19 protein-coding genes are annotated in these 21255 nt (G+C 70.7%); 8 read left to right on the top strand and 11 right to left on the bottom strand.

Annotation, left to right across the window (positions count from 1 at the left end; all coding sequences use genetic code 11):
• Nucleotides 1–89: 89 nt before the first annotated feature.
• The 5 genes from CG719_RS13925 to CG719_RS13905 all read left to right on the top strand — a co-directional run bounded on the left by CG719_RS13925 (nucleotide 90) and on the right by CG719_RS13905 (nucleotide 3529).
• Nucleotides 90–524, top strand: a complete 435-nt coding sequence (locus CG719_RS13925; RefSeq protein ID WP_100569142.1) for an ATP-binding protein — start codon at nucleotides 90–92, stop codon at nucleotides 522–524.
• Nucleotides 525–776: 252 nt separating this feature from the next.
• On the top strand, nucleotides 777–1571 hold the full coding sequence (locus CG719_RS13920) for a DNA-binding protein (protein WP_100568918.1): 795 nt from the start codon (nucleotides 777–779) through the stop codon (nucleotides 1569–1571).
• 102 nt (nucleotides 1572–1673) lie between these two features.
• Complete coding sequence (locus CG719_RS13915; RefSeq protein ID WP_100568917.1) at nucleotides 1674–2021, top strand: DUF6247 family protein; 348 nt, start codon at nucleotides 1674–1676, stop codon at nucleotides 2019–2021.
• The gene (locus CG719_RS13910) at nucleotides 2018–2278 is read left to right on the top strand and encodes a hypothetical protein (RefSeq protein ID WP_100568916.1); all 261 of its coding nucleotides are present in this window, start codon (nucleotides 2018–2020) and stop codon (nucleotides 2276–2278) included. The genes CG719_RS13915 and CG719_RS13910 overlap by 4 nt, the downstream gene beginning before the upstream one ends.
• Before the next feature lie 129 nt (nucleotides 2279–2407).
• Entirely contained in the window at nucleotides 2408–3529 is a 1122-nt protein-coding gene (locus tag CG719_RS13905; protein ID WP_100568915.1) for an ADP-ribosylglycohydrolase family protein, read from the top strand.
• 19 nt (nucleotides 3530–3548) lie between these two features.
• On the opposite strand, the gene CG719_RS13900 is transcribed toward CG719_RS13905, so the two are convergent.
• The 4 genes from CG719_RS13900 to CG719_RS13885 all read right to left on the bottom strand — a co-directional run bounded on the left by CG719_RS13900 (nucleotide 3549) and on the right by CG719_RS13885 (nucleotide 7684).
• Nucleotides 3549–5117, bottom strand: coding sequence for a sodium:solute symporter family protein (locus CG719_RS13900; protein ID WP_100568914.1), 1569 nt, complete (start codon nucleotides 5115–5117; stop codon nucleotides 3549–3551).
• Nucleotides 5118–5430: 313 nt separating this feature from the next.
• Nucleotides 5431–5622, bottom strand: a complete 192-nt coding sequence (locus CG719_RS13895; RefSeq protein ID WP_100568913.1) for a DUF397 domain-containing protein — start codon at nucleotides 5620–5622, stop codon at nucleotides 5431–5433.
• Nucleotides 5623–5805: 183 nt separating this feature from the next.
• Entirely contained in the window at nucleotides 5806–6663 is an 858-nt protein-coding gene (locus tag CG719_RS13890) for a helix-turn-helix domain-containing protein (RefSeq protein WP_100568912.1), read from the bottom strand.
• A 292-nt stretch (nucleotides 6664–6955) separates the two neighbouring features.
• The gene (locus tag CG719_RS13885) at nucleotides 6956–7684 is read right to left on the bottom strand and encodes a GOLPH3/VPS74 family protein (protein ID WP_100568911.1); all 729 of its coding nucleotides are present in this window, start codon (nucleotides 7682–7684) and stop codon (nucleotides 6956–6958) included.
• Between the two features lie 479 nt (nucleotides 7685–8163).
• Here CG719_RS13885 and CG719_RS13880 point away from each other — a divergent pair, with 479 nt between their 5' ends.
• Together CG719_RS13880 and CG719_RS13875 are read left to right on the top strand one after the other, a co-directional pair.
• A complete protein-coding gene (locus CG719_RS13880) occupies nucleotides 8164–10473 on the top strand; it encodes a D-alanyl-D-alanine carboxypeptidase (RefSeq protein WP_442802727.1) in 2310 nt (769 codons plus the stop codon).
• 164 nt (nucleotides 10474–10637) lie between these two features.
• Nucleotides 10638–12554: a hypothetical protein gene (locus CG719_RS13875; protein ID WP_100568909.1), complete on the top strand. Its 1917-nt coding sequence runs from the start codon at nucleotides 10638–10640 to the stop codon at nucleotides 12552–12554.
• 66 nt (nucleotides 12555–12620) lie between these two features.
• Here CG719_RS13875 and CG719_RS13870 read toward each other — a convergent pair whose 3' ends face one another.
• Both CG719_RS13870 and CG719_RS13865 read right to left on the bottom strand, forming a co-directional pair.
• Nucleotides 12621–13142 (bottom strand): glutathione peroxidase, encoded by a 522-nt coding sequence (locus CG719_RS13870; RefSeq protein WP_100568908.1) that lies wholly within the window; start codon nucleotides 13140–13142, stop codon nucleotides 12621–12623.
• Nucleotides 13139–14131 carry an ArsR family transcriptional regulator gene (locus CG719_RS13865; protein WP_100568907.1) on the bottom strand — a complete coding sequence of 331 codons (993 nt, stop codon included), beginning with the start codon at nucleotides 14129–14131 and terminating at the stop codon, nucleotides 13139–13141. Before CG719_RS13865 ends, CG719_RS13870 begins: the two co-directional genes overlap by 4 nt.
• 80 nt (nucleotides 14132–14211) lie before the next feature.
• Here CG719_RS13865 and CG719_RS13860 point away from each other — a divergent pair, with 80 nt between their 5' ends.
• Entirely contained in the window at nucleotides 14212–15465 is a 1254-nt protein-coding gene (locus tag CG719_RS13860) for an MFS transporter (RefSeq protein WP_234375572.1), read from the top strand.
• A 158-nt stretch (nucleotides 15466–15623) separates the two neighbouring features.
• Here the strand turns inward: CG719_RS13860 and CG719_RS36385 are convergent, their stop codons facing one another.
• The 5 genes from CG719_RS36385 to CG719_RS13830 form a co-directional block, all read right to left on the bottom strand.
• Entirely contained in the window at nucleotides 15624–16088 is a 465-nt protein-coding gene (locus CG719_RS36385; protein WP_234375571.1) for a hypothetical protein, read from the bottom strand.
• 213 nt (nucleotides 16089–16301) lie between these two features.
• The gene (locus CG719_RS13845) at nucleotides 16302–17201 is read right to left on the bottom strand and encodes a carbohydrate ABC transporter permease (RefSeq protein ID WP_100568906.1); all 900 of its coding nucleotides are present in this window, start codon (nucleotides 17199–17201) and stop codon (nucleotides 16302–16304) included.
• Nucleotides 17198–18370, bottom strand: a complete 1173-nt coding sequence (locus tag CG719_RS13840; RefSeq protein ID WP_100568905.1) for a carbohydrate ABC transporter permease — start codon at nucleotides 18368–18370, stop codon at nucleotides 17198–17200. The genes CG719_RS13845 and CG719_RS13840 overlap by 4 nt, the downstream gene beginning before the upstream one ends.
• 6 nt (nucleotides 18371–18376) lie before the next feature.
• Nucleotides 18377–19621: a sugar ABC transporter substrate-binding protein gene (locus tag CG719_RS13835; RefSeq protein WP_100568904.1), complete on the bottom strand. Its 1245-nt coding sequence runs from the start codon at nucleotides 19619–19621 to the stop codon at nucleotides 18377–18379.
• Nucleotides 19622–20064: 443 nt separating this feature from the next.
• Entirely contained in the window at nucleotides 20065–21141 is a 1077-nt protein-coding gene (locus CG719_RS13830) for a LacI family DNA-binding transcriptional regulator (RefSeq protein WP_100568903.1), read from the bottom strand.
• Nucleotides 21142–21255: the final 114 nt, after the last annotated feature.

The raw sequence follows: 21255 nt of genomic DNA, 5'->3' as shown, positions 1-21255 counted from the left end.
CGGACGACTCCGCCCTGCGTGCGTACAGTCACGTTGCGTACCGTGGTGATGGCTGTTCAGCGTAGGGATGGATGACGACTCTGGGTGACATGAGTAAGAAATTCCCCCTATCGATCGCTGCTCCGTCGGCCCATTTCGCCGTGCAGCTCTCCGCGACGCGCAGAGGTGCGCGGCTGGCGCGCCTGCTGGCGGAACGCCAACTGGACGACTGGGGAGTGGGCTTGGGGGACGCGGTGCAGATCGTGGCGGAGCTGGCGGCGAACGCGGCGTTCCACGGGCGCGTCAGGGGACGGGACTTCCGGCTGGCACTGAAGCTGCACGGGGATGGCACCCTCCGCATCGAGGTGACCGACGCGCGCGGTGACCGGCTCCCGAGGATCGGGGATCCGGTGGCGGCGGACGCGGAGTCGGGGCGGGGCCTGCTGCTCGTGGCCGCGCTCGCCGACCGCTGGGGCGTCACCGAGGCACCCGCCCATGGCAAGACGGTCTGGGCCGAACTCGCACCGCGTCGCGGAGACCGGTGACCCGGCGGCGCCCGACGCAAAAGACCAAAGAACCGGGGATAGAACCGAACCCGCCCCCACCGCCCCCGTCGATCACCCAGGGGAGTGAATATGCCCCGCTCGGCTGGCGTGGCGAGGTGATCGTGGTGCAGCGTCTGTTCCACCAACCGCACACATGCATCGGCCCTCGCGGGGACTGCCATCCCACAGCGAGGGCCTGATCATCGGGAAGGGCCGCCTCCCCGATGACTGGAAGGAAGCAGCCGCTTTCCGATGACTGATCAGCACCCTAACGTGCCCGCACGCGCCAAGTCCGGCCATTCCGGCGGCGTCATCCACATGAACGAACCGCACCACGAGAACTTCACGGTGGTCGGCAACCACTTGGCCCAGCACGCCGAGTTGTCCCTGACGGCGATCGGCCTGGCTGTGCACATCCAGTCGCTGCCGAAGGGTGCCCCGATCGGCATCAAGACGCTGGCCGGGAAGTTCCCCGAGGGGGAGATCCGGATCGCCGCGGCCCTGCGGGAGCTGGAGGAACACGGCTACCTCTCACGCGCCAAGGAGCGTCTTCAATCGGGCCGAATGACGACCCGGACGACCTCGTACAACAAGCCGCAGCGCGCCGAAGCCGCCCGGCCCGCCGAGCCCGCTCGCCCGGCTACCCCGCCCAGGCCTGCCGCCGCCTCGACCCCGCCCGCACCCCGCACGGCGAACGACCTGCTGGCCGGCCTCCGCGCCCACGACTCCCGCCTGCTCCTCACCGAACGGGACGTGCACCGGCTGGCACCGGCGGTCTCCGAGTGGCTGGGGCGGGGCGTACCGCCCACGGCCGTGACGCGAACGCTCACGGCGGGCCTTCCCGAGGACCCGATCAAGCACCCGGCGGCGTTCCTGGCCCACCGCCTCGCCTCCCTCCTGCCGCCCCCTCTCCCCGCCGTCCCACCACCTCCCGCGACCGCTCTGCGCCCGTCCCCTCTCCAGACCTGCGACGGCTGCGAGAGAGCCTTCAGATCCCCAGAACCAGGCCACTGCAGAGACTGCCGCCCCTCCGCCGCGGCCGCGTAGGGAGACGTGGAGACGAACCGGATGCCGAGCACTGTCTCCGCGTCGCGCCACCGGCCACACCGGTACCGTACGAGGACCGACGCACCAGTACCGGAGGTCACCGTGAGCGCTCAGACCGACGGCCCGTACGGACCGCTGATCCCCATGCCCGAGCTCACACCGGACGCACTGCGGGCGGCGGTCGCGCGCATCGCTCCGAGCCGGATTCCCGTTCTCACGCAGCACCTGTTCGAAGCCACGACGAACGCGCAGCAGACACAGAGCCTCGCGCCGCTGAGGGCCTTCGTGCACTCCTGGGCGGTGTTCGTGGCGATCGAACGGCACCCGGAGCGGGCCGCCCGGCTGCGCGAGCTGGAACGGATTGTGGACGCGGGAGAGCAGGACCCGGTTCAGGCCATCGCCGAGATCCGCGCCATCCGGGAGGCGGCCGAGGCGGAGGCCGGGCTGTGACCGACTGGGCGTGGGACTACAACCCCAATGCCGAGTACGTCATGGATGGACTACCGCCGGGTGTGGTCGCCGAGGTGGAGCGGATCGCCACCGAACTGGCGGCGCTCGGCCATGATTCGGTGAAGATCGGCAGGCCCTTCGACCGGGAAGGCGGGCTTCGCGAATTCGACATTCTCGGTGGCCGTGGGTTCGTCAGCTTTCTGCCCGTGCCCCGCCACGAGTGCGTCTATGTGTGCAACGTGACCTGGTACGGCTGAAAGCGGTCTTTTTTGACCGCGCCCCTCACGAATTCCCTACCTTTCCGTCTTCCGGACTGACCGTTCCCGTTCGATTACTGTGCTGAACTGTTGGGCGTACGGACGGGTAACTGCCGGGGAGGTCTCAGCGTGGGTGCGACGTCCGGGGGTCTCTGGGGGCGTGGCGAGCAGCAGGACTTCCGGAGTCGGGTGCGGGGGACGCTGCTCGGGGTGGCCCTGGGGGACGCGCTCGGGGCGCCGGTGGACTGCCTGGGCCTCGGAGCGATCAGGGAGGCCCACGGACCCGAGGGGCTCCGGGATCTCGTGCCCGCCCACGGCCGCCGCGGTGCCGTCACGCACGTCACGCAGCTCACCCTGTTCTCCGTCGACGGGCTCATCCGCGCGCAGGTCCGCCGCGACACCGGGGCCTGGCACCCGCCCACCGATCTGCACCGCGCGTATCTGCGCTGGGCCGCCACCCAGCGGGACTGGGGGCCGGACGAGCGGCGTGAGGAGGACGGCTGGCTGGCCCGCGAGGAGTGGCTGTACGCCCGGCGCGGTCCGAGCAGGCCGCTGCTGATCGGGTTCGGCGACGACACCATGGGCACCCTGGAGGCGCCCAAGAACCCCGCCGAGGCCGGTCCGGAGGCGGTCGCCAGGTCGGCGCCCTTCGGACTTCTCGTCGGCTGGGAGCCGCAGCTCGTCACGCAGCTCGCCGTCGAGTGCGCGGCGCAGACCCACGGGCACCCCGTCGCCTGCCTCGCCGCCGGGGCCTACGCGGTGATCGTGCACGCCCTCGCCCGCGGCGACGACCTCGACGGCGCCGTGCAGAAGGCGCTGGCGCTGCTCGCCGCACGCCACGGACACCAGCCGGTGTCGGAGGCCCTGCAGCACGCGCTGGGCGCGGTACGGCAGGGCATGCCGACCCCGGACCGGGTGGAGGAACTGGCGGGGCAGGGGACGGCGGCGGGGCTGCTCGCCGTGGCCGTCTACTGCGCCCTGGTGAGCGAGGACGTACGCCACGGGCTGTGCCTGGCGGTGAACCACAGCGGGTCCTCCGGCGCGGCCGGTGCCCTCACCGGCGGGCTGCTCGGCGCCCTGTACGGAGAGACGGCCCTCCCGCCGGCCTGGCTGGCCGAGCTGGAGGGCCGTCCCACTCTGCTGGTCCTGGCGGACGACTTCGCGATGGAGATGACCCAGGGACCCGCGCTGCACGGGCCCACCGGATCCTCCCCGGCCTGGCTGGCACGCTATCCGCGGGGGACCCGGTAGCCGCACGGGCCGCGTGCCGCTACGGCTGCTTCCCCACCGCGTCGTCGCCCGCGCCCGCCGGAGCCGGCACCGCGGCCGCCGCCAGGTCGCCGTCGCCGTCCGTGTTGACCTTCTCGATGACCGCGAGGCGTTCCGGTGTGTCCTCCGGCTTGACGAACCCGATGCCGATGTAGAGGACCAGGGAGACCGCGAGCGGCACCGACACCTGGTACTGCAACGGCACTCCGCCGTCGACGTTCCAGTTGATCGGGTAGTTCACCAGCCAGAAGGCCAGCAGGCCCGCCGCCCAGCTGGTGAGCGCCGCCGTCGGACCGGAGCGGCGGAACGGGCGGAGCAGGCCCAGCATCATCGGGATGGCGATCGGTCCCATGAGGCCGGCGACCCATTTGATGACGACGGTGATGATGTCCTTGAACGTCGGCGAGTTGACCTGCGTGGCCACCGCCATGGACAGCGCGAGGAAGACCACCGTGGTCAGCCGGGCGGCGACCAGCCCGCTGCGCTGGTTCCAGGCCCGTGCCCGCGCGGAGACGACGGGCGCGATGTCCCGGGTGAAGACGGCCGCGATGGCGTTGGCGTCGGAGGAGCACATGGCCATCGTGTGCGAGAAGAAGCCGACGACCACCAGCCCCAGCAGGCCGTGCGGCAGCAACTGCTCGGTCATCAGGGCGTAGGAGTCGGAGCCGTCCGGCTTCTGCGCGTGGACCAGCAGCGGCGACATCCACATCGGGAAGAACAGGACGAGCGGCCAGACCAGCCACAGGACGGCGGAGAGCCGCGCTGAGCGGGTGGCCTCACGGGCGGACGCCGTGGCCATGTACCGCTGCGCCTGGTTGAGCATTCCGCCGTTGTACTCGAACAGCTTGATGAAGAGGAACGCGAGCAGGAACACCGTTCCGTACGGGCCGACCAGCGGCTTGGTGTGGCCGTGCAGCGCCGGGTCGTCCCAGACGCCGAAGAAGCCGCCGTGCGGGCCGAGTTCGGCGACCACGGCCACGAACATGGTGATGCCGGCCAGGAGCTGGATGACGAACTGGCCCAGTTCGGTGAGGGCGTCGGCCCACAGACCGCCGATGGTGCAGTAGAAGGCGGTGATCACGCCGGTGATCAGGATGCCGTGGTTGAGGGACATGCCCGTGAACACGGACAGCAGGGTGGCGATGGCGGCCCACTTGGAGGCCACGTCCACGACCTTCAGCAGCATCCCGGACCAGGCGAGGGCCTGCTGGGTGGGCAGGTTGTAGCGGTTCTTCAGGTATTCGAGCGGCGAGGCCACGTGCAGCCGGGACCGCAGCCGGTTGATCCGCGGGGCGAACAGCCTCGACCCGATGGCGATGCCGAGCGCGATGGGGAAGGACCAGGTGACGAAGGACGTGACACCGTAGGTGTAGGCGATGCCGGCGTAACCAGTGAACATCACCGCGCTGTAGCCCGACATGTGGTGCGAGATGCCCGACAGCCACCAGGGCATCTTGCCGCCCGCGGTGAAGAAGTCGCTGACGTCGTCGACGCGCCGGTGGGACCAGACGCCGATGGCCACCATGACACCGAAGTAGCCGATGAGTACGGCCCAGTCGAGACTGTTCATGGGTTCATGGCTCCCTTCCAGGGTCCGCCTTGTGAACTCCGCTCAGCTGGTTGGCACTTCGCCTGAACGGGGTAGGGGCGAGGAAGGTCGCGAAGTGCCCGCTCATCGTGGGTTCGATGGCGTGGGCACGACAAGCAAGCGTCAGGTCAAGAGCGGGCAAAGATGTTCGCCTTGCTGACCTTGGTTCATGTACGTGAATTAAACCGGGCGGGGCCGGCGTCCGGGCACAGCGGAGCCCCCTCGGCAAGGACGGCGAACTCGTCGAGAGGGCTCATCAGCTGGTGCTTGTTGCAGTTGTCGTGCGGTTGTCTTCTCAAGCCTTGAGCGACGTCACGAACGTGTTCCATGCGTCGGCGTGGAAGTCGAGCACCGGTCCCGAGGAGACCTTGGAGTCCCGGACCGCCATGGCCGCGACCACCGGTGACTTGACTTCGACGCACGCGCCGTTGCCCGTGGAGTACGAGGACTTGGTCCACGTCTCCCTGACGCCCTGACGAATTGCCATTTCTGCTCCGGATTGCGAGTGGAGTGGATTGCGCCACCGTTGTTGATCGATGGCGTGATCGACGCTACCCGCCGCACTCCGGGTCCGAAGGGACTATTCATCCTTACGGATGGCATATTCCAATGGAGTCTTCCGCTTTGGCCTGGTGAAGGTGTACCGTGCGGCACCTTCAAGCTGCGGCACTCAATGCGTGTGTTCCTTGGCGATATTCGCGATGAACTGCCGTGACTGCTCCACGTTCAGCGCCTGCGCCCGCAGGTGCTCGTACATCACGCTGTACTTCTGTACGTCGTTCGCCTTCTCCAGGTACAAGTCGCTGGTGACGCCCTCGATGTAGACGACGCTGGAGTCCGCCGTGTCCGGGAACTCCAGGATCGCGTACTGCCCGTTGAGGCCCGGGTGCGCACCCATCTCGAAGGGGATCACCTGCACGGTCACGTGCGGCAGCCGGGTCTGCTCGACCAGGTGCTCCAACTGCTCCCGCATCAGGGCGGGGCTGCCGACGACCCGGCGCAGGGCGGCCTCGTCCAGGACCGTCCACAGCCGCAACGGGTTCTCCGCGGCGGAGATTCGTTCCTGCCGGCGCATTCTGACCTGCACCCGCTTCTCGATGTCGACGGGCGCCGTCTCCGGCAGTGCGCCCGCGATGAGCGCCTCCGCGTACTGGCGGGTCTGAAGCAGCCCGGGAACGACCTGGGGGTCGTAGATCCGCAGGCTCGCCGCGTCCGTCTCCAGGCCGATGTAGACGCTGTAGGGGATGTCGCCGAAGGAGTGCCACCAGCCCTGCTGGCGCGAGTCCTTGGCCATCTGCATCAGCGAGTCGACGATCCGGTGGTCCTCCACCTCGTAGACCCCGCACAGATCGCGGACGTCACGCTGGCTGATGCTGCGCCGGCCGTTCTCCAGGCGGCTGATCTTCGACTGCGACACCAGCAGCCTCTCGGCCACCTCCTCGGCCGTCATGCCCTTGTTTTCGCGCAGCTTGCGCAACTCCTGGCCGAGTCGGCGTCGCCTGACAGTGGGATTGACATTGGACGCCACGGGACGTGCACCTCCGGCCGCATGCCTCTACTTTGCGTATCTGCTGCTGAGCAGATTGCCACCAAGGTGCTTACTACCGCTGGAAAACGCCGGATATGCAGCGAGTACACGTCAGTTCGGCAACGCCCTTTGCACCCGGACGTGGCCGCGAGGGCGGCGGGACGCGTACGAGGTGTACGGTCCCGCCGCTCCTGTCGAACCTGCGGCTCCCGGACTGTCGTTCCGGGACGGGGGACTGCGGTGCTGCGTCGTGCGGTGTGGCGCTGTGCTGCGTGGCGCTGCGTTGTGCGGCTCAGTGGGCCACGGCACGGGCCATGGAGCCGTGGCGTGGCTGCATCGGAACGCCGCGAGCGGGTTCCGCCGCGGGCCTGGCGCCCGCCCCGCGGCGCGGCTGCGCCCCCACTCCGTTCTGGACGTCCATCACGGCGTGCGCCACGAGGCCGCCCATGGGGTCGTGCCGGATCAGGTCCCTGAGCCGGGACCGTGACGACCGTCCCTCGTTGCCGGGGTACAGGTGCTTGCCGAGGCCGACCGCGTGCGCCAGTGCGGCGAGCGCCGCGGTCCGCGGGTCCGGCGGTACGCCGGTGCGGATCGCGGAGTCCAGCCGGGACCTGATCTCCCGGCTGATCTCGGTGTCCGTCGCCTGATAGCGAGTTGTCGGCAGCACCCCGCACATCTGGCCGGCCACGGCATGCACCATGCCGCACCGCTCCAGATGCGAGAGGTACGTCTGGCGGAGCCCGAGACGCGGCCCGCCGATCCAGTGGACAGCGCGAACCGGAGCGCCGCGCCTTCGCAGCAACTCCAACGCGCAGTCCAGAGTCGGATCTCCTGTCGGCCGTGGCGCCACCACGGCGATACGATCCCCGTCTGGGGCTATCCGTCCGGCCAGCGCCAGCTCCACTAGCTGTGCTCCGGCCAGACCCAGGTCGAGCGACTGCGGCTGTGCAGTGGTACCCGTGGCCGGGTCCAGTGCCAGCAGCAGAAGCTCCTCCGGAAGTGTTCTGCGGCTCCTGCCCATCCATGCCTCCCCGCGTGGATGAAAGACAGGGTGACCCCTCTCACATTGGTCTGTCGAGGGTGCGTGACCGGTTCGTAAGGGAACCGGTAGCTATGTCGTTCTCGTCTACCGCGTGGGTTTGGCCCGTACACAGGACACTGGTACATGGTTCGGACAGCGGTACGGCCAAGGGTTCGGTCGCGTCGTCCGGGTGGCGGTTCAGATCGTGATTCACGGTTCGGTAGCGGCACGTTGGGCGTGCGGCACATGAGGAGGCATCGGTGGCGGGCGAGTCCCCCGACAGGTCGAAGCAGCGCGAGTCGTCGGCACGAACGACGTCGGGGAGCGCGGACTCGGTTCCCGAGTCCAGGAACGAGGCGGGCGACCCGCGCGTCGCGTTGACCGGGGAGTCGGACGAGGCCGGCGCGTCCGGCGCGTCTGGCGGTTCCGAGGGGCGCGGCGGGGTCGACACGGCCACTCGGGTGCTTTCGGTCCGGGATGTGAAGACGAAGTCGGAGACGGACTCGAAGACTGAGTCGTCTTCGAAGACGGAGACCGACGTCGACGACGTCGATGACACCGAGGGCGCCGCGGAGAGCGAGGAGGAGGCCTCCGAGGCCGCCGCCGACGGCGACGAGACCGACGGGGCGGGGGACACACGCCTGCGTGCGGCGGTGGCCGCGTGGGTGGACTCCGACGCGGACGGGAAGGACGCGGAGGCCGCGCCCGGGGCCGACACCGAGGAGACGGAGGCTTCGGAGGCCAAGGGGGACGCCGACGACGCCGACGACGCCGAGCCTGCGAAGGCCGGAGTCGCGCCCGAGAACGACGCGGAGGAGCCCGAGGACGCCGCGCGCGGCAAGGGCGGGGCTGAGCCCCAGGACGCCGACGAGACCGCGGTGGACGCTTCCGACGCGGAGGACGCCGACACGCCCGACGACGAGCGTGCCGACGACGAGCGTGTCGACGCCGACGCCGACGCCGACGCCGACGCCGACGCCGACGCCGACGCCGGCCCCGAGGCCGGGACCGCGTCCGAGGCCCCCGAGCGTGCCAAGGCCGTGGCCGAGCCCGAGGACGGCGCCGAGGCGCCCGAGGACGGCGACGGCGAGCGTGCCGAGGACGACGCCCCCGAGGCCGGTGACGACGGCGACGGCAAGTCCTCCGGCGACAGCAAGCGTGCCGAGGACGACAAGGCGCCCGAGGGCGACGCGGGTCCGGGTGAGAAGCCGCCCGTGGACCAGCCCACCACCATGCTGAAGCTCGGCGGTGCCGCCAAGCCCCAGGTCGACCAGCCCACCACCATGCTCAAGCTGGGCGGCGCCAAGAAGCAGGCCCCCGAGGCCGAGGCGGAGCGGACCAGCAAGTTCGTCGCGCTCAAGCCGCACGACGCCCCGCCGGCCCGCAAGCCGCAGCTCCCGAAGTCGCCCACGCCCCCGAAGTCGCCGACGTCCGCGCCCAAGCCCGCGGACCCCATGGCCGCCGTCCCGCAGCTCGGCCCCGAGCGCACCACCCAGCAGCCGCTGCCGCCCAAGCCGCCGCTGGACCTGCTGGCCGAACTCACGAACACTCCGCCGCCCCCGGAGACCCCGCTGCGCACCACGGTGCGCCGCGTCAAGATCTGGACCCCGCTGGTCATCCTCCTGCTGATCGTCTTTGCGGTCGTGCAGTCCGTGCGCCCGCTGCCGGAAACCAGCCTCGCGCTGACCGCCGAGGACACCTACACCTTCGACGGCGACCCGGCGAAGCTGCCCTGGCCGGACGAGGGCCAGGGCTGGATGGACGTCGACGGCGTCGGCACGATGGACCACTTCGGCGAGCAGAAGCCGGTCCCCATCGGCTCGGTCGCCAAGACCATGACCGCGTACATCATCCTGCGCGAGCACCCGCTGAAGGTCGACGAGGAAGGCCCGAAGATCGAGGTCGACCCGACGGCCGAGAAGGAGGCCGGCTACAGCAAGGACGGTGAGTCCACGCTCGACAACGTCAAGGCCGGCAGCTTCCTCACCGAGAAGCAGGCCCTGTCCGCCGTCATGATCCCCTCCGCGAACAACATCGCGCGCCTGCTGGCCCGCTGGGACGCCGGCTCCGAGGCGGAGTTCGTCAAGAAGATGAACGCCACCGCCAAGGAACTCGGAATGTCCAACACGACGTACACCGACCCCTCGGGCCTGAACAAGACCACCGTCTCGACCGCCGAGGACCAGGTGAAGCTCGGCAACGCGGCCATGAGGATCCCGGCCATGGTGGCCATCACCAGCGCGGCGAGCTGGACGGACCCGACCGGGAAGAACTGGACCAACTTCAACCAACTGCCGTACACCATCGGCGCGATCGGCATCAAGACCGGCTCCACCACCGCGGCCGGCGGCAACCTGCTCTTCGCCGCCCACAAGCAGGTCGGCGGCCAGACGGTGACCATCGTCGGCGCGATCCTCGGCCAGCACAAGCCGTCGATCCTCGACACGGTCAACGCGGTCAGCAAGACCGCTCTGCTCGCCGCCCAAAAGGTGCCGACCTCGGCGAAGATCCTGAAGAAGGGCGACGTCGTCGGGTACGTCGACGACCAGCTCGGCGGCCACACGCCGGTCGTCGTCACCAAGGACGTCACCGCGGTCGGCTGGGGCGGCCTGCGGCTGAAGCTGTCCCTCACCACCAAGGACGCGCTGCCGCACACCGCGAAGGCCGGCACGGAGGTGGGCATGCTCACCGTCGGTGAGGGCGCGGAGAGCGCCGTTCAGGTGCCCGTGGCCCTCCAGGACGATCTCGCCGAGCCGGGCTTCCCGGCCAAGCTGACCCGCGTCGGCTGATCTCCGCGTCGTCCCGGCGGCCGTCGCCGCCCCCGCCCACCCCGTCGGGCAGCCCCACCCGGGAGCTGGCCCGGCGGGGTGCGTGCTAGCGTCACGAAACGGACACGTCGCCGGTCGCGGGACGCGGCCGCGAACAGGGAACAGGACACGGGGAGAGCCGTCAGGTGGCCACAGCGGATCCGACACGCGCCGACGACGCCGATCCGGGCCGCCCGGGGGAGGGACCGCGAATAGGCGCGTCGGCGACGGACGCGAAGGACGACCACCGTCGGAAGGACGGCCCGGCGGGCGGTCAGGTGGGCGGCCCCGGAGGCGGCCGGGACGGGGAACGGGACGGCGGAGGGTCCCGTGTCCGGGCCGCGGTCATGGCGGTCCGGGAGCGGATGCTGCGGCACCCCGTGCTGTCCGTCACCGCCCTGGCAGGCCTGTTGCACGTCGTCTGGTTCTTCACGCTCGCCAACAGCGGCGGCGACCTCGCGGCGCAGGACGCCTGGGCCGAGTTCGTCGGCCGGCACCCCGACTCGGCGTACAACCTGGCCTGGTACGGCGGCATGCACCCGGTGTCGTACAGCGTGGTGTCGCCGTACCTGATGTCCCTCCTCGGCGTCCGTACGACCATGATGATCGCGGGCACCGTCTCGGCGGGCCTGCTGATGCTGGTCCTCATCCGCAGCCCCTCGGTCAGGAACCCCCTGTGGGCCGCGCTGATCGGCGTCTTCGGGCTGCTGTGCAACGCGATGTCGGGCCGGGTGACCTACGGCCTGGGGACCATGTTCGCGCTGGGCGCGGTCGCGGCCGTGTTCTGCTGGCCGCACCGCTGGCGCTTCAAACGCTGGGCGAAGGCGCTGGTCGCGGCCCCGCTGGCCGCGCTCGCCACCATGTCCTCGCCCGTGGCGGGCCTGTTCGTGGGCCTGATCGCGGTCGCGCTGTTCTTCCAGAAGCGCCGCCCTGGCTTCTGGGCGCTCGGCCTGGCCCCGGCCGCGGTGGTGGCCGTGTCGGCCTGGCTGTTCCCCTTCTCCGGCACCCAGCCGATGGCGTTCGCCTCGGTGATCCTGCCGCTGATCTACGCCGTGCTCGCCGTCGTCCTCGTCCCCCGGGACTGGAAGACGGTCCGGATCACGTCCGCGGTGTACGGCCTGGCGGTCGTCATGGTCTGGCTGGTCAGCTCCCAGATCGGCTCCAACATCACCCGGCTGGCCATGCTGTTCGCGGGGGTGGTGCTGGTGGCGGCGCTGCCGTTCGCGGTCCCGCGCTCGCGCACCTGGTACGCGATCGTGGTGGCCGTCGTCGGCTTCGTCGGCTGGATAGGGTTCAAGTCGGTCGACGACAACGTCAACACCACTCCCGCCGCCTCCTGGGCGCGTGAGCTGGCCCCCCTGGTCAACCAGTTGCAGCGGGCCGGCGCGGAGAAGGGCCGCGTCGAGGTGGTCCCCGCCCGCTCCCACCGCGAGGCCTCCGCGCTGGCGCCCTACGTCAACCTGGCCCGCGGCTGGAACCGCCAGGCCGACATGCAGCGCAACCCGCTCTTCTACGACGACACGCTCAACTCGGCGAACTACCACGACTGGTTGCAGCGGTGGGCGGTGCACTACGTGGTGCTGCCCAAGGGCGAGGTCGACGGCAACGGCGGCGAGCGTGAACGCGCGCTGGTGCAGGAGGGCATGCCGTACCTGAAGCAGATCTGGGGCGACGCCAACTGGCAGCTGTTCAAGGTCACCGACCCGGCGCCGCTCGCCGAGCCGGACGCGGTCGTCGAACGGGCCGAGCAGGGCGAGATGACCCTCCAGGTGCGCAAGGCGGGCCGCATCCTCATCCGCATCCCGTACTCGCCCTGGCTGAGCCTCGTCGACGACCAGGGCAAGAGCCTCAAGGCGCCCCAGGAGACCGACGCCTCCAAGCACCGCGCCGAGGGCGAGCCGAAGACGTACGACAACGTCAACGGCTGCCTCATGGAGACGGAGCAGGACGCCCAGGGCGACAAGTGGACCGAGCTGCTCGCGCCGAAGCCGGGCACGTACCGGCTGGCGGCGCCGTACCAGCTCCCGCGCGGCACTCCGTGCCCGGACGAGCTGAAGAAGTGACCGTCCGCCGGCCCGGGAGCCACGGCCCCGGGCCGGCGGACCGCTCACCTCAGGGGGAGGGGCTCGTCAGGCGAGCTGCTCCTCGACGGCCGTGACCAGCTCGGCGGCCTCGGGGGCGGTCTGCGGGGAGAACCGGGCGACGACCTTGCCGTCCCGTCCGACCAGGAACTTCTCGAAGTTCCAGCGGATGTCCCCGGTGTAACCCTCGGCGTCGGCGAAGCCGGTCAGACGCTCGTAGAGCGGGTGCCGTCCCTCCCCGTTCACCTCGGCCTTCTCGGTCATGGGGAAGGTGACGCCGTACGTGGCGGAACAGAACGCGGCGATCTCCTCGGCGCTGCCCGGCTCCTGCCCCATGAACTGGTTGCACGGCACGCCGAGCACGGTGAAGCCCTGCGCCGCATACCGCTCGTGCAGTTGTTCGAGTCCGGCGTACTGCGGAGTGAGCCCGCACTTGGACGCCACGTTCACGATGAGCACGACCTGCCCCGCGTACTGCCCGAGTCCGGCCGCCCCGCCCTGAAGGGCACCGATCTCCACGGCCAGGGGGGAGTCCGGGGCGAGTTCGCTGCTGCTGTCTGAAGTCGTCATGAGCGGATGCTAGTGCCCCGACAGGCTGCCGCCTCGATGAGGACCTGGCCCGCGCCGGTCCGTGAGTACAGGACCGAGCGTCCGGCTCGGCGGCGTTCCACCAGGCCCGCGTCAAGGAGTACGCGCAGGTGGCGGCCCACGGAGCCCAGGGTCTGGCCGGTCACGGCGGTCAGCTGGGTGGTGCTGAGCGGGGAGACGAGCAGGAGCAGGACCTCGGCGCGGGCGCGGCCCAGCAGGGCCCCGAGGCCCGTGGGCACGGAGGCGCGGCGCGCGTCGGTGTCGGCGAGGGCGCCGGCGCAGGGATAGACGACGGCGTAGCGGCGCCGCGGTTCGTCCCACGCCACCCAGCCGGTCTTCGGGGTGACCGGCACGAAGACGAGCTGGGCGCCGGAGAGCTCGCGCGGCGGATACTCGTGCAGGTTGACCTGGAACCGGTTCTCGCCGAGCCAGCGCGTGCCCGGTCGCAGGGTGTCCAGCACCGCGGCCCAGCCGCCCCGGCTGACCTGCGCGGTCCGTGCGACGACATCGGCTTCGAGGACGTGTCGCCGCCGGGTCCAGGAGGGCCGTACGGTGTCCGCCCAGACGTACTCCAGGAGCCGGGCCGCGCGTTCGGGCAGGTCGTCCCGCTCCAGGGCGGCCGGCAGCGGTCCGGCGAGCGAGGTCCGCAGGTGCGCTCGGGCCGCCTCCGGGTCGGCGGCGCGTACCCGCTCGACGCCTTCCTCGAAGGACTCCTCGTCCAGCGGTGTGGGGGTGAGGAAGTCGGCGATCCAGTCCCGGCCGAGTCCCGCGCGGACGAGGAGCGCGGTGACGGGGTCGCCGGCGAGGAGGCGCCGGAAGGCGGGCAGGTGCGCGCGCAGCCACGCCTGTTCGCCGGGGTGGTTGCCGGAGCCCGCGTGCAGCAGTTTCAGGCTCGCGAAGGTCTCCGCGAGCGGCGAGAGCACGAACCGGCTCCCGGCGAGTGTGTCGGCGTTGATCTGCCACAGGCCCATGGACTGCCCCTCCCCGGCGACCTTTCGCGCCTGCGCGAAACAATAACCACCGGCCCCGTTCCCGCCCGAGACTCCGGCGCATGCGCAGCTACCAGCAGCTCTTCCGCACCCCGGAGTTCACCCCGCTCTTCCTCGCGTCCTGCGCGCAGACGGTGGCCCAGACGGCGAGCGGTCTCGCGCTCGGCACCCTGGTGTACCGGGCGACGGGCTCGCCCCTGCTCTCCGCGGTGAGCATGTTCGGGCCCTCGCTGGCCCAGGTGCTCGGCGCGACCCTCTTCCTGTCCGGGTCGGACCGGCTGCCGCCGAGGCGTGCGCTGGTGGGCGTCTGCCTGTCCTTCGCGGCGGGCACGGCGCTGCTGGCGGTGCCCGGTCTGGCGCTGTGGGCGGTCTTCGCGGTGATCCTCGCGCAGGGGCTGGTCGCCTCCCTGGGCGGGGGAGTCCGCTGGGGCCTGCTGAACGAGATCCTGTCCAAGGACGGCTATCTGCTGGGGCGTTCGGTGTTCAACATGATGAGCGGCATCATGCAGATCATCGGGTTCGCGACGGGCGGGGTGCTGGTGGCGGCCCTGTCACCGCGGGTCTCGCTGCTGCTGTCCGCCGCGCTGTACGCCGTGGCGGCGGCGGTGCTCCGCCTCGGCCTGACCCGGCGCCGTCCGCGCACCTCCGGCCGCCCGTCCGTCTCGGCGACCTGGCGCACCAACGCCCTGCTGTGGTCGTCCCGCCCGCGCCGTCTGACCTACCTGGGCCTGTGGCTCCCCAACGGCCTGGTGGTCGGCTGCGAGTCCCTGTACGTCTCCTACAGCCCCGCGGCGGCGGGCACGCTGTTCGCGTGCGCGGCGTTCGGGATGCTGGCCGGCGATGTGACGGTGGGCCGCCTGCTGCCTCCGGCGGTACGCCGCCGGGCGGCCACGCCGCTGCTCCTGCTGCTGGCCGCCCCGTACCTGCTCTTCGTCCTCCACCCGCCCGTACCGGTGGCCGCCTGCCTGGTGACCCTCGCCTCCGTCGGCTTCGGCGCGAGCCTGGTCCAGCAGGAGCGCCTGATGGCGTCGACCCCCGACGAACTGGCCGGCCACGCCCTGGGCCTGCACTCCGCGGGCATGCTCACCCTCCAGGGCGCGAGCGCCGCCCTGGCCGGCACGATCGCCCAACTCACGTCCCCCGCCACGGCGATGACGGCAACAGCAGCGGCCTCGACCGCGATCACCCTGACCCTCGCCGCAGCCTCCCGCCGCCCTAACACCGAGAACCCGAACCCCTCCTCACCCACGCCCGACACCCCCACCGCGCGAACAACCCCACCCCCAACGCCCCAAGAAGAGCACCCCAGTCGATGACATGCGGCAACCCGGGAAAGAAGGCGAAGAAGGCAAGGACGACGCCGAACCCCACGACGAAGCCGCAGAGCCCGGCTCGCCGCCGCATCGCGTCGGCTCGCTCCTCCGCCGGTCCAGCCGCCTTCCCCTGCTGCCGCTGCTGCTCGCTCATACTCGGCTCACTTCGTGACGTGATGGCACTGACTCACCCGCCGCACGCCATTGACGTAGAGGTGGGCGCATGTCTTGCCATAACGAGGAAGCGTCTGAGGAGAGTTGCTCCGCATGGGGTCGATCTTGCACTCGTCGTGCGTCCTGCCGCGCGAGGTGCGGTAGGTGCGGTTGCCTGTGTCCGCGTAGGTGAAGTCGATCCGCCAGTTGCAGAAGCCACTGCTGAGTGCCCCCACGAAGGCGCAGTCGACACCGGCGTTCTGGTAGGTGATCCGGAGTGCGCTGCCGCGGATGATGTGCGTGAACATGCAGCCCGTGGGGACCTTCATGGTCACGCCGCCCACGCTGTACTCGAAGGTCTGAACCGGTGTCGAGCCGACTGCGCCGGCACTGGCGCCCGTCGCCGAGGTGAAAACCAGCGCGACGGCGGCACCAAGGGCAGTGACAAGGCGCGCGACCTGCGGAATGGCCATGGTGATCCCCTCCTGATGGCCTCTTGCCAATCACGGGGGACAACCGCACCCAGGCAGGGCGGGTTGCGGGGCTCCCATCCGGTTCACCGTCCCAGGTGATCACGGAAAGCTCACGCTGACCTGCAGAAACGTTATGGACGGCGCGGCGGGTTGTGCCGCCCGCCGCGGCGCGCAGGGCCCGCGCCGCTCGGTGGGTGGCTTGGTGTGGTCGTCCTAGTCCTTGACCGCTCCCGCGTTCGCGCCCTGGACGAAGTGGCGTTGGAAGGAGAAGAAGAGGATGGCCACGGGGAGGGTGGACAGGAGGGCCGCGGCGAGTTTCAGGGGGTACTGGGTGCCGCCGCCCAGGCTGCCGGAGACCATGCGGGCGAGGCCGGTGGTCAGGGTTTCGTACTGGCTGGACTGGGTGGCCACCAGGTAGTGGGTGAACTCGTTCCAGGAGCCCTGGAAGGCCAGGATCGTCACGGTGATCAGGGCCGGCCGGGCCATCGGCAGCACGACCGACCAGAAGGTGCGGAAGACACCGGCGCCGTCGACCCGCGCGGCCTCCTCCACCTCCCGGGGGATCGACTCGAAGAACTGCTTCATGATGAACACCTGCGCCGCGTCCACCAGCAGCGGCAGGATCATGGCCGCGTAGGTGTCGAACAGCCCGAAGGCGTTGAGCACCAGGAACCGCGGGATCAGCAGCACCACGGGCGGCACGGCGATGATCGTGAGCAGGAACCCGAACAGCAGGGTGCGGCCCGGGAAGCGCAGCCGGGCCAGCGCGTACCCGGCCATGGAGGCGAACAGCACCCGCCCCGCGGTGATGACGACCGCGACGAACACCGAGTTGCCCAGCCAGCGCAGGAACGGCACACCCTCCCCGGCCTGGCTGATCCCGAACAGCCGCTGGTAGGCGGCGGTCGTCGGAGTGACCGGGAACAGCCCGAGCGGATGGTTCGCCGCGTCCGGGTCCGTCTTGAACCCGGTCGCCAACTGGATGGCGAACGGCAGGACATACAGCAGCCCGAGCCCCACCACCAGCGCGTACCCGAGGATCCGCAGGGGCCGGGGAAAGCGTCCGAGCACCGGACGCCCCTGCGCCCGGGCGGCAGTGGAATGCGCGCTCATCGGTTCCTCCGGGGACGGGCGGCGCGCTCGCGCAGCAGAAGGCGCTGCAGGGCCGTCATGGTCAGGATCAGTACGAGCAGGATGAAGGCGATGGCCGCGCCCTGGCCGAAGTCCGCGTCGTCGAACGCGGTGGAGTAGGACAGGAAGGCCGGCGTGAGCGTCGTGTTGCCGGGAGCGCCCTGGCTCATGACGTACACCTGGTCGAAGACCTGCCAGGTGGCGATCAGACCGAGGGTGAGCACGAGGAACAGCACCGGCCGCAGCGCGGGCAGCGTCACGTACCGCAGCATCTGCAAGCGGCCCACGCCCTCGATCGCGGCCGCCTCCTCCAGCTCGCGCGGCACGTCCTGGAGCGCCGCGAGGAAGATCAGCATGAAGGTGCCGGACGTCGTCCACACCGCGAGCAGGATGATCGTGCACATCGCGACCGACGGCCCGGACAGCCACTCGAACCAGGACAGCCCCATGAAGGAGTGGTCGGCCAGCGCGCCCGAGGGATGACCGGTGTCGACGACGCCCAGGCCGCCGAGCAGCAGGGACAGCACTCCCCGGGGGTCGTTGAACCAGTTCGGGCCCTTCACCCCGATCCAGGAAAGCGCGGTGTTGACGGCACCGCTGCCCTGGAACAGGAACAGGAAGATCGTGGACACCGCGATCGAGCTGGTGACGGAAGGGAAGAAGAACGCGGTGCGCAGGGCGCTCCGGGCACGCAGCAGCCGCTGATTGACGACGAGCGCCAGACCCAGCGCGAGGAAGGTCTGGAGCGGCACGGTCAGCAGCACGTAGTACACGGTGTTGCGCAGCGAGGTCGCGAACAGGGTGCGGTCGAGGCCGTCCTCGGTGAGCAGCGTCCGGTAGTTGTCCAGGCCGGCGAAGTCCGCCTGCGCGCTGAACGGGTTGGACTGCCCGTCCCAGTGCAGCAGGCTCACCCACAGCGCCATCAGCGTCGGCAGGACCAGGAACAGGCCGAGGACGAGCACCGCGGGGCTGACGAACAGCCAGCCCCAGGCGCCCTCCGAGCGGCGCCCCACCCGCCGGGCGGGCGCCGCCGACTTCAGGCCGGGCCCGCCGGGCGTGTCAGGTTCGCCCGGCGGGCCGGCCGTACGGGACCCCTGGCCGGCGCGGGAACGCGGCTCCGGCCGGGGGTGGTGTGACGTACGCGCGGACACGGTGGGTCAGTTGCCCTTCGTGAGCGCGCGTTCGCCGTTGCGCTGGAGGTCGGCGAGGATCTTCTTCGGGTCGGCGGTGGCCAGCCCCGCGAGGTCGGTGTTGAACTGGCCGAGCACCTTGTCGAATCCGGCGAGCGTCACCGGGCCCTGCGCGTAGGCGCTGCCGTCGACCCACGCCTTGGCAGCGGGGTTCCGCTTCGCGTACTCGGCCAGGGCGCTGGTGCGCGAGGGCATCACACCGAACGCGTCCGCGTTCTTCAGCTGCTGCGCGCTGGAGTTGAGGTACGTCACCAGGTCCACGGCCGCCGCCCGGTGGGCGCTCTCGGCGGCCACGCCCCAGCACTGGCTGAAGGCGAGCGTGCCCTGGCCGGCCGGACCGGCGGGCAGCGGGACCACCTTGTACTTCACGTCGGGGTAGTCGGCCTTCATGGCGCCGTCGAGCCAGTTGCCCTCGATGGTCATGGCGGCCTTGCCCTTGCCGAAGGCCTCGCCGCCCCAGTTGGTGTCGACCTGGCTGGCGTACTTCACGGAACCGGACTTCAGCAGGGACTGCACGTACTGGAGCGCCTGCACGTTCTGCGCGCTGTCGGCGGTCATCTTCGTCTGGTCGGCGTTGGTGATCCAGCCGCCGGCCTCCTTCATGAAGACGCCCAGCCGCGCGTATTCGCCGCTGGTGACCAGTCCGGTCACGCCGTGCCCGGTCAGCTTGCCCGCGACCTTCTTCAGCTGGTCCCAGTCCGCCGGGTAGTCCTTCTCGGTCAGCCCCGCCTTCGTCCACAGGTCGGTGTTGACCGCCAGGGCGAGCGTGGAGGTGTCCTTGGGCAGGCACACCAGCTTGCCGTCGTGGGTGAAGGAGGCGCGCAACTGCTCGGAGAAGTCGTCGACGTCCTTGACCTGGTCGCCGTAGGCGTACAGGGAGCCGCCTCTGGTGTAGTTCGCGAACTGGTCGGAGTTGACGTAGAAGGCGTCCGGCGGCTTGTGCCCGGCGAAGGCCTGGGCGAGCTGCTGGTTCATGTCCTTCGCGACGTCGACGGTCACCTTGTTGCCGGACTGCTTGGCGTACGCGGCGGCCGCCTCCTTGACGGCCTTGGTCTCGGCGTCGCCGGAACTGGCTATCAGCACCCGCAGGTCCTGGTGGGAGCCGGTGTCCTGCTCGGTCTTCTTGTCGCCGCCGAAACTCGACGAGCAGCCCGCGGTGACGAGCAGTGCCGCGCAGGTGGCGAGGGCCGTGGCAGCCGTGCGGTGGGACATGGATACCTCCAGGATTCGGGGATGGTGAGTGCGGCTCCGCCCGGCGGCACGAAAGACGGCCGGAGGGTGGAGGAGAAGAGAGCTCGGTGTGGGCCGGGGGTGGTTGGACCGACGCGGAGGGGGACGGGTCGGGTCGGGGACGGTGCCGACGGGGAGGGGTCCGGGTCGGGCGGGGGAGGACGGGGACGGTGAGGACGGGAAAGACGGGGACGGTGGGGACGGGGGCGGACCCCGTGGGGACGGGGACCGTCGGGGCAGTGCCGACCGAGCCGGGGCCGGGATGTGCCGGCCGGGATGGTGCTGATCGGGACAGCCGGCCGGGATGGTTCCGGTCGGGACGGTGCTCGCCGGGGGTGACCGGCGTCCGCCAAGTTCGTCGGTTCGTGGGGCTGTCGAGCCGCCGAGCCGCCGGGCCGTCGGCCCGTCGGCCCGTCGGCCCGTCGTCAGACGGCGGTCGCGGTCGCGGTCCCGTCCGCGACGGGGGCGGCCCGGATGCTGTCCCGGACGACCAGGGACGGCGGCAGCAGGATGCGTTCGGGCGGTGCGTCAGGCGCGGCCAACCGCGCCAGCAGCAGCCGTACGCACTCCCGGCCGACCTCCTCCAGCGGCTGGGCGATGGAGGTCAGCGCGGGCGACAGGAGCCCGGCGGTCGGCGAGTCGTCGAAGCCGACCACGGCGACGTCGCGACCGGGGACGTCCCCGCGTTCGCGCAGCGTCTGGTAGCAGCCGAGCGCCAGCATGTCGCTGGCCGCGACCACCGCGGTCGCCCCCGCGTCGAGCAGCGGCTTCACGGCGGCGCGGGCCGCGTCGATGTCGTTCACGCTCTGCGCGCGCCGCCCGCGCGTCGGCAGCCCGTGCCGTTTCATGGCCCGCTGCCAGCCCTCGGCGCGGTCGTCACCGGCGCCGGAGGAGCCGCGCCCCCAGCCGAGGAAGGCGATCCTGCGGTGCCCCAGACCGATCAGGTGCTCCACGGCGGCGTCCGTGCCCGAGGCGCCGTCGACGTCGATCCAGTCGCCGATCTGCCGCCGCGACCACATCCGGCCGAAGGCGACGAACGGCACCCCGCGCTTGGCGAGCCAGGCCTGGCGCGGGTCGTTGTGCTCGGTGCCGCTGAGCACGAAGCCGTCGACCTCGTGCTGGTCGAGCAGTTCCTCGTAGCCGTCCAGCGTCGGGGTGCCGGGCCGGCAGGCGAACAGCAGAATCCGGTACCCGGCCTCGTCGGCGGCCTGCGACAGGGCGTGCAGGAACCGGTCGAGGACGGGACTGCTGGCCGGCAGGGGCTGGATGCCGTAGCCGATCAGCCTGCTGGAGCGGGTGCGCAGGGTCTGCGCGGCGCGACTGGGGCGGTAGCCCATCTCGTCGATCACACGGCGGACCCGCTCCAGGGTCTCGGAACGCAGCAGGTCCGGCGAGTTGATCGCGTTCGACACGGTCTGCGGGGAGACCCCGGCCCGGCGCGCGACCATGGCGAGCGTCACCGGGCCGCCCCTGGCGGGCGGGTCGTTGCTGGAGCGGGGCATTGCGGTCTCCGGCGTGCAGAGGGAACGAGGAGCAGTTTTAGCGTTCCAAAAGCATTGTCAGCGCTCTGACGAGTCACTTAATGTCTTTGGAACGATCAAACGCTGAGAGGTTCT

This window comes from Streptomyces sp. CB01373 (assembly GCF_002803075.1).
Taxonomy (GTDB): Bacteria; Actinomycetota; Actinomycetes; order Streptomycetales; family Streptomycetaceae; genus Streptomyces.
This window is presented reverse-complemented; position numbering and strand designations above follow the sequence as displayed.

Bases quoted from the DNA above. Each gene is read 5' to 3' on its own strand.
- CG719_RS13860 (WP_234375572.1), top strand. From the start codon at position 14,212: ATGCGCAGCTACCAGCAGCTCTTCCGCACCCCGGAGTTCACCCCGCTC.
- CG719_RS13885 (WP_100568911.1), bottom strand. From the start codon at position 7,684: ATGGGCAGGAGCCGCAGAACACTTCCGGAGGAGCTTCTGCTGCTGGCA.
- CG719_RS13865 (WP_100568907.1), bottom strand. From the start codon at position 14,131: ATGGGCCTGTGGCAGATCAACGCCGACACACTCGCCGGGAGCCGGTTC.
- CG719_RS36385 (WP_234375571.1), bottom strand. From the start codon at position 16,088: ATGGCCATTCCGCAGGTCGCGCGCCTTGTCACTGCCCTTGGTGCCGCC.
- CG719_RS13835 (WP_100568904.1), bottom strand. From the start codon at position 19,621: ATGTCCCACCGCACGGCTGCCACGGCCCTCGCCACCTGCGCGGCACTG.
- CG719_RS13870 (WP_100568908.1), bottom strand. From the start codon at position 13,142: ATGACGACTTCAGACAGCAGCAGCGAACTCGCCCCGGACTCCCCCCTG.
- CG719_RS13830 (WP_100568903.1), bottom strand. From the start codon at position 21,141: ATGCCCCGCTCCAGCAACGACCCGCCCGCCAGGGGCGGCCCGGTGACG.
- CG719_RS13900 (WP_100568914.1), bottom strand. From the start codon at position 5,117: ATGAACAGTCTCGACTGGGCCGTACTCATCGGCTACTTCGGTGTCATG.
- CG719_RS13895 (WP_100568913.1), bottom strand. From the start codon at position 5,622: ATGGCAATTCGTCAGGGCGTCAGGGAGACGTGGACCAAGTCCTCGTAC.
- CG719_RS13845 (WP_100568906.1), bottom strand. From the start codon at position 17,201: ATGAGCGCGCATTCCACTGCCGCCCGGGCGCAGGGGCGTCCGGTGCTC.
- CG719_RS13925 (WP_100569142.1), top strand. From the start codon at position 90: ATGAGTAAGAAATTCCCCCTATCGATCGCTGCTCCGTCGGCCCATTTC.
- CG719_RS13920 (WP_100568918.1), top strand. From the start codon at position 777: ATGACTGATCAGCACCCTAACGTGCCCGCACGCGCCAAGTCCGGCCAT.